8 protein-coding genes are annotated in these 6,671 nt (G+C 73.0%); 3 read left to right on the top strand and 5 right to left on the bottom strand.

All coding sequences use genetic code 11. The features are described 5' to 3' along the window. Both E1182_RS28220 and hrcA read right to left on the bottom strand, forming a co-directional pair. Positions 1 to 206: DnaJ domain-containing protein (locus E1182_RS28220; RefSeq protein WP_207921549.1), on the bottom strand; the 206-nt coding region annotated here is incomplete at its 3' end. A gap of 75 nt (positions 207 to 281) precedes the next feature. Then, positions 282 to 1,304: a heat-inducible transcriptional repressor HrcA gene (gene hrcA / locus E1182_RS28215; RefSeq protein WP_132270774.1), complete on the bottom strand. Its 1,023-nt coding sequence runs from the start codon at positions 1,302 to 1,304 to the stop codon at positions 282 to 284. 321 nt (positions 1,305 to 1,625) lie between these two features. Between hrcA and E1182_RS28210 the strand changes: the two genes are divergently transcribed. Continuing rightward, positions 1,626 to 2,258, top strand: coding sequence for a DUF4870 domain-containing protein (locus E1182_RS28210; protein ID WP_132270773.1), 633 nt, complete (start codon positions 1,626 to 1,628; stop codon positions 2,256 to 2,258). Between the two features lie 37 nt (positions 2,259 to 2,295). Here E1182_RS28210 and hemW read toward each other — a convergent pair whose 3' ends face one another. Next, complete coding sequence (gene hemW, locus E1182_RS28205) at positions 2,296 to 3,519, bottom strand: radical SAM family heme chaperone HemW (RefSeq protein WP_207921548.1); 1,224 nt, start codon at positions 3,517 to 3,519, stop codon at positions 2,296 to 2,298. Between the two features lie 19 nt (positions 3,520 to 3,538). Here hemW and E1182_RS28200 point away from each other — a divergent pair, with 19 nt between their 5' ends. After that, complete coding sequence (locus tag E1182_RS28200; protein ID WP_132270771.1) at positions 3,539 to 4,339, top strand: enoyl-CoA hydratase-related protein; 801 nt, start codon at positions 3,539 to 3,541, stop codon at positions 4,337 to 4,339. Positions 4,340 to 4,457: 118 nt separating this feature from the next. Then, positions 4,458 to 5,318 carry a hypothetical protein gene (locus E1182_RS28195; RefSeq protein WP_132270775.1) on the top strand — a complete coding sequence of 287 codons (861 nt, stop codon included), beginning with the start codon at positions 4,458 to 4,460 and terminating at the stop codon, positions 5,316 to 5,318. Positions 5,319 to 5,347: 29 nt separating this feature from the next. Here the strand turns inward: E1182_RS28195 and E1182_RS28190 are convergent, their stop codons facing one another. Together E1182_RS28190 and E1182_RS28185 are read right to left on the bottom strand one after the other, a co-directional pair. Next, positions 5,348 to 5,992 (bottom strand): MOSC domain-containing protein, encoded by a 645-nt coding sequence (locus E1182_RS28190; protein WP_132270770.1) that lies wholly within the window; start codon positions 5,990 to 5,992, stop codon positions 5,348 to 5,350. A 203-nt stretch (positions 5,993 to 6,195) separates the two neighbouring features. Next, complete coding sequence (locus E1182_RS28185; RefSeq protein ID WP_132270769.1) at positions 6,196 to 6,483, bottom strand: GlsB/YeaQ/YmgE family stress response membrane protein; 288 nt, start codon at positions 6,481 to 6,483, stop codon at positions 6,196 to 6,198. Positions 6,484 to 6,671: the final 188 nt, after the last annotated feature.

The raw sequence follows: 6,671 nt of genomic DNA, 5'->3' as shown, positions 1-6,671 counted from the left end.
TCGCCACCCAGGTCGACGATCTGCCGCTTACGGTCGTCCGAGAGAACCTCGTACGCGGCGTTGATGTCCTTGAACTTCTCCTGTGCCTCCGGATCCGGATTCACGTCCGGGTGGAACTGGCGCGCCAACTTGCGGTAGGCGCGCTTGATCTCGTCGTCGGAGGCTTCCCGGCTCACGCCGAGAATGCCGTAGTAGTCCCTGGCCACTGCGTTCGGTGTCCTCATGTTCGTCTCACGTTGCGCCGGTCGTCGCCCGGAGCCGGCTCCGGGCCCTGCATTGCGTCAGTTCTGGGCCAGCAGCTCGCCCACGTAGCGTGCCACGGCCCTCACCGTGGCGATGGTGCCGGGGTAGTCCATCCGGGTGGGACCGAGCACCCCCAGACCGCCGACGATGGTCGTGCCCGGGCCGTACCCGGTGCTGACCACCGAGGCGGCGCGCAGGTTGTCGATCTCGTTCTCGTCGCCGATCAGCACCCGGGTGGTGCTCGGCTCGGCCTCCCCGATGAGCTTGAGGAGGACAACCTCCTCCTCCAGCGCCTCCAGGATGGGCCGCAGCGAACCCTGGAAGTCGAGCAGGCCACCCCGGGTCAGGTTGGCCGTGCCGGCCAGCGCGAGGCGCTCCTCGTGCCGCTCGACCAACGTCTCCAACAGCACGGTGGACAGGGTGGTCATGGCGCCGCGCAGGTGCGGCGCCGACTCCTCGACGAGGGCCTGGACCAGCGGCGGGGTGTCCGACAGCCGGCTGCCCACCAGCTTCTCGTTGACCAGCCGGCGCAGGTCGGTGACGTCCTCGGCCGGGACCGGTGCGGGCAGCTCGACCAGCCGCTGCTCGACCCGGCCGGTGTCGGCGATCATGACCAGCATCAGCCGGGTGGTGGAGATCGGCACCAGCTCCAGGTGACGCACGGAGGAACGGGCCAGCGACGGGTACTGCACCACCGCGACCTGGCGGGTGAGCTGGGCCAGCAGCCGGACCGTGCGGTGCACCACGTCGTCCAGGTCGACCGCGCCGACCAGGAAACGTTCGATTGCCCGCCGCTCGGCGGGGCTGAGCGGCTTGACCCGGGAGAGCCGGTCGACGAAGAGGCGGTAGCCGCGGTCGGTGGGCACCCGACCGGCGCTGGTGTGCGGTTGCCGGATGTAGCCCTCCTCCTCCAGCACGGCCATGTCGTTGCGCACCGTGGCCGGCGAGACCCCGAGCTGGTGCCGCTCGACCAGGGCCTTGCTGCCGACCGGTTCCTGCGTGGCGACGTAGTCCTCGACGATCGCACGCAGCACGGCGAGCTTGCGGTCGTCGAGACCCATCTCCCCACCTCCTGACGCACGTCTGTCCGGAGCGGTCCGGGGCCGGGCCGACGACACCGGACCGCGCGGGCGACCGACGCGGCGGGCGACCGACCGGCCGGGCGACCCGACCGTGCCGGCGACCATCGCTCCGGCACCCAACGCTCTGGCACTCGACTGTACCGAGTGCCAGTCTACGTCGGCGTTCCCGCCGACGCGATGATCAGCGACGGACGACCGGTGCGGCCGGCCGGCCGCACCGGCCCACCAGGAGCGGTCATCCGGATCTCGGCGGAGGTGTCACTCTGGTGCCCCTTGCCGTCAGCCCCTACCGTGACCTTCATGACCGAACCACCTCGCCCTACCGGTGCCGGCGGCTCCGACGAGCCCACGGCCCCGTTCGGCTCCTCCCCCGAGCCGCCCACCGCACCACTGTCCGGCGCGCCCGGGGCGGGCGGCTATCCCCCGCCCGGCGGAGAACCGCCGCCGCCGGGTGGCTACCCGCCGCCCGGTGGCTATCCCCCGCCGGGCGGCTATCCCCCGCCGGGTGGCTATCCCCCGCCGGGCGGCTACGACCCGAAGGGCGCCGGCTACCCCGGCGGCGCGTACGGCGCCCCGCCCCCGGGCTATCCCAGCGGCGAGGACAAGACCTGGGCACTGGTGGCGCACTTCGGCGGCGCGGCCGGCATGTTCATCGGCGGCGGCGTGTTCGGCTGGGTGGCTCCGCTGATCGCGATGCTGGCCCGGGGCAACCAGTCCCCCGCCGTCCGCGCCCACGCGGTCGCCGCGCTGAACTTCCAGCTCCTCTGGTCGATCATCGCCCTGGTCGGCTGGATCCTCACCTGCCTCGTGTTCGGGTTCCTCATCGGCGCCGCCGCCACGATCATCGGCATCATCTTCGGCGTCATCGCCGGGCTGAAGGCCAACGAGGGGCAGCTGTACCGCTACCCGATGTCGGCCACCTTCATCAAGTGATCCCCCGACCGGCCGCCGAGGCGGCCGGTCGGCCCGGTCAGGGCAGCAGGTCACGCACGACGGCGTCGGCGAGCAGCCGGCCACGCAGGGTGAGCACGGCCTGGCCCGCCGCGTACCGCACCGGGTCGAGCAGGCCATCGGCGAGCGCCCGCCGCGCGCCGGCCGCCCCGGTCGGATCCAGGGTGGCCAGCGGCAGACCGGAGGCGAGCCGCAACCGCAGCATCACGTCCTCCGTGTGTGCCTCCTCAGCGGTCAGGATCTCCCGGGCCAGGCCGGGCGACTCGCCGGCGACCAGCCGCTTCGCGTACGCCGAGGGGTGCCTGACGTTCCACCAGCGCACCCCGCCGACGTGGCTGTGCGCGCCCGGCCCCAGCCCCCACCAGTCGGCACCGGTCCAGTAGAGCAGGTTGTGCCGGCACCGGGCCGCCTCGTCACGTGCCCAGTTGGACACCTCGTACCAGGAGAAACCGGCCGCGTCGAGGGCGGCCTCGGCGGCCAGGTACCGGTCCGCGGCCACGTCGTCGGAGGGGTACGGCAGCTCGCCGCGACGCATCCGGGCGGCGAGCCGGGTGCCGTCCTCCACGATCAGGGCGTACGCGCTGACGTGGTCGACGCCCGCGGCGACGACCTGTGCCAGCGAGGCGGCGAAGTCCGCCGCGCTCTCCCCCGGCGTGCCGTAGATCAGGTCCAGGTTGACGTGGTCGAACCCGGCGTCCCGGGCCTCCCCGGCGGCGGCGACGGCCCGGCCGGCGCTGTGCCGCCGGTCGAGCACCGCCAGCACTCCCGGCGCGGCCGACTGCATGCCGAGCGAGACCCGGGTGTACCCGGCCGCCCGCAGGGTCTTCAACGACCCGGGGGTCACCGACTCGGGGTTGGCCTCGGTGGTCACCTCGGCGTCGGCGGCCAGTCCCCAGGTGCGGTCGATGCCGTCGAGGATGCGGGCCAGGTCGTCGGCGGGGAGCAGGGTCGGGGTGCCACCGCCGACGAAGACGGTGTCCACCCGGGGTGGTCGGGCGTCGCCGAGCACCCGGGCGGCGAGCGCCAGTTCGGCGAGGACCGTGTCGGCGTACGACTCGCGGTCCGCGCCGCCGCCCAGTTCGGCCGCCGTGTACGTGTTGAAGTCACAGTAGCCGCAGCGGCTGGCGCAGAACGGGACGTGGACGTACACGCCGAAGCCACGCGCGCCGACCGCGTGCAGGGCGGCGGCGGGCAGCGACCCGTCGGCGGGGACGGTCTCGCCTTCTGGAAGGACGCCGGGCATGGCCACTAGTGTGCCCGCCATGACCACTCCCGACCGCCTCGTGCGGGTCGCCACCGCCGGTGGGGTGACCACCCTCACCCTGGACAGCCCGCACAACCGCAACGCGCTCTCCACCCCGTTGATGACCGAGTTGCTGGCCGGCCTCGCCGCGGCGGTCGCCGACGACACGGTCCGGGTCGTCGTGCTCGACCACACCGGCCCGGTCTTCTGTTCCGGGGCGGACCTGAAGGAGACGGCGGCCGCGTACGCCAGCGGCTCGGTGCCCGCGGTGATGCTCGGCGACGTGCTGGCGGCGGTGTGGGAGTGCCCGAAGCCGGTGTTGGCGAAGGTGGCCGGGCCGGCGCGGGCCGGCGGGCTGGGCCTGATCGCGGCGGCCGACCTGGCGGTCTGCGCCGAGGAGGCGACGTTCGCCTTCACCGAGGTACGGATCGGGGTGGTTCCGGCGGTCATCTCCGCCACCGTGCTGCCCCGCCTGCTCCCCCGCGCGGCGGCCGAGCTGTACCTGACCGGAGACACCTTCGACGGCCGCCGGGCCGCCGAGATCGGCCTGGTCACCGCAGCGGTGCCGGCCGCGGGGCTGGACGCGGCGGTCGAGCGGTTCGGCGCGTCGCTGGTCCGGGGGGCGCCGGGGGCGCTCGCCGGGGCGAAGGAACTGCTGCGCCGGCCGCCCGGCGCCGACCTGCGTACCGAGATCGCCGCGTTGTCCGCCGTCTCCACCACCTTCTTCCTCTCCGCGGAGGGGCGGGAGGGGGTGGCCGCCTTCCGCGAGAAGCGGGACGCGGCCTGGGTGCCGACTCCGGCGCGGGAGGCGACGGCTTAGCTCCCTGAAAGGTCTGCTTCCGTCCCGCTTTATTCCTGATTTTCCGGGGAAGGTGAGCCGGTTGACTGACCCGATTCATCTCCGGAGGGCCGTACGCTTGGAAACCTCGAAACAGGAGGTGCGGGTGCGAAATCGGGCAATCGTGGCAGCCGGTGTCGTGGTCGCGGTGGTAGCCCTGGTCGGGGTCTACGCCATCCAGCAGCTCGGCGAACGTCTCCGACTCCCCCTCCTCACCCGCACCTGCACCGTCCAGGCCGACGGCAGGGTGCAGCTCGACGCCGAGCAGATGGCCAACGCCGCGACGATCGCGGCGATCGGCATGCAGCGGGAGATGCCCGAACGGGCGGTCGTGGTGGCGCTGGCCACCGCGTACCAAGAATCCGGGCTGCGCAACCTCGCGCACGGCGACCGGGACTCGCTCGGCCTGTTCCAGCAGCGGCCGAGCCAGGGTTGGGGCACCCCCGAGCAGATCCAGGACCAGCGGTACGCCGCGAACCGGTTCTACGCCGCGCTCAAGAAGGTGCGCGGGTGGGAGAAGATGCGGGTCACCGACGCCGCCCAGGCCGTCCAACGGTCGGCGTTCCCGACGGCGTACCAGAAGTGGGCCGACGAGTCGGAGGTGCTGACCCGGGCCCTGCTCGGCGAGGCGACCGGCGCGGTGGCCTGCACGGTGAGCAGCCGGCCGGTGATGCGTGGCGAGGCCGCCGCCGCGGCGCTCACCCGAGGTCTCACGCTGGACTGGGGCCTGGCGGGCATGGCCCCGGCGGCCGAACTGACCGGCCTCACCGTCCCGGTCACCGATCCGCGTGCCGGCTGGCGCTACGCCCACTGGCTGGTCTCGCACGCCCCGGACCACGGGGTGAAGCGAGTTCGCTTCGGGGAGTTGGAGTGGACCGCCGAGGACGGCACCTGGGACAAGGTGGCCGACGGCCGCCCGACCGACGGACAGGTGCTGGCGGAGGTCTTCGCCGAACGCTGACCGACCACCAACCGCCCCGGCAGGTTCGCCTACCGGCCGGCGCCGGTCACCCGACGGCGGATCTTCTCCAACATCGGTTCGGGCAGGTCGGTGGCGTCGAGCAGCCGGGGCAGCAGCTCGGGCTGGAGGCTCATCGCCCGGAACACCTCCCCGATGGTGACCCCGTGCGCGGGCCGGTCCACCACCTCCACCGGATCCCCGGCGCCGATCTCACCCTCCTGGAGCACCCGCAGGTACGCCCCGGGCACCGCCCGCTCGGTGAAGCGTCGGATCAGGTCCGGTACGCCCCAGTAGCCGGCGAAGGTCGTGCACGGGGTCCGCGGCTTCGTCACCTGGAGCACGGTCGAACCGATCACCCACCGCTCGCCGATCACCGCGCCGGTCACGTCCACCGCCCAGGTGGTGAGGTTCTCGCCGAACGCGCCGGGCGGGATCTGCCGGCCCAACTCCGCCGACCACCACTCGGCGTCCTCCGCCGCGTACGCGTAGACCGCCTGGTCGGGGCCGCCGTGGTGGGCCCGCTCGCCGATGAAGTCGCCGACGACCCCGGTGAAGCGCACCGGCACCGGCCCGCCGGCCGGTCGCTTGTCGATCCCGCTGCGACCGCTCGGGTCACCTGCCCACGCCGCCTCGGTCACCACGCCCAGGTTCACCGTCGCCACCCTGCCCGTCATGGCGGACAGCCTAGGCGACCGGCGGGATCGAGGACACCGGCCCGCTCTGGCGTCCGTTCCCGTCAGGCCGGCACGCGGGCGACGCGTGGGCCGTCGTGCGGCGGCGCGTTGGGGGCGGCGCGTGGGCGACGTGCTCCGGCAGGGAAGCCGGAACGGGCGCCCGACCAGAAGGTCGGACGCCCGTTCGACGTGCGGTGCGGTGATTACCGGTGCGTGACGCTGCGGCGGCGACCCACGCCGGCCACCAGGGCCACGGCGATGGCGGCCAGCACGACCTGCACCAGCAACTCTCCCCAGTCGATGCCGGCGGTCGCGGTGGCGATGCCCATGGCCCGGGCCAGCACCGTACCCAGCAGGGCGGCGCCGACACCGATCAGCATGTGCATCCACATCGGCATGTCCTGGCGGCCCGGCACGACCAGGCGGCCCAGAGCGCCGACGATGAGACCAACAACGAGCGCGGTGATGATGCCCCAAACAGTGAACTCCACGGTCGCCCTCCTCTTGATAATCAAGTCACACGGTCTGTGTGGTTCCTGTCGTGACCGCTAAGTTCCCGACCGCCCGAAATTCCAAACCGGTGGCACGGCATCACCTTTCCCCGACGTCGATGCCGTTGTCCTTCGCCGGCTCCCGTTCGCGCAATGGAGTGCCAGGTCAAGGCGGGGCGGGCGGGTGC

It is taken from the genome of Micromonospora sp. KC721 (assembly GCF_004348355.1).
GTDB lineage: Bacteria > Actinomycetota > Actinomycetes > Mycobacteriales > Micromonosporaceae > Micromonospora.
Note: the sequence above shows the minus strand (reverse complement) of the source record. Positions and strands in the feature narration are given on the sequence as shown.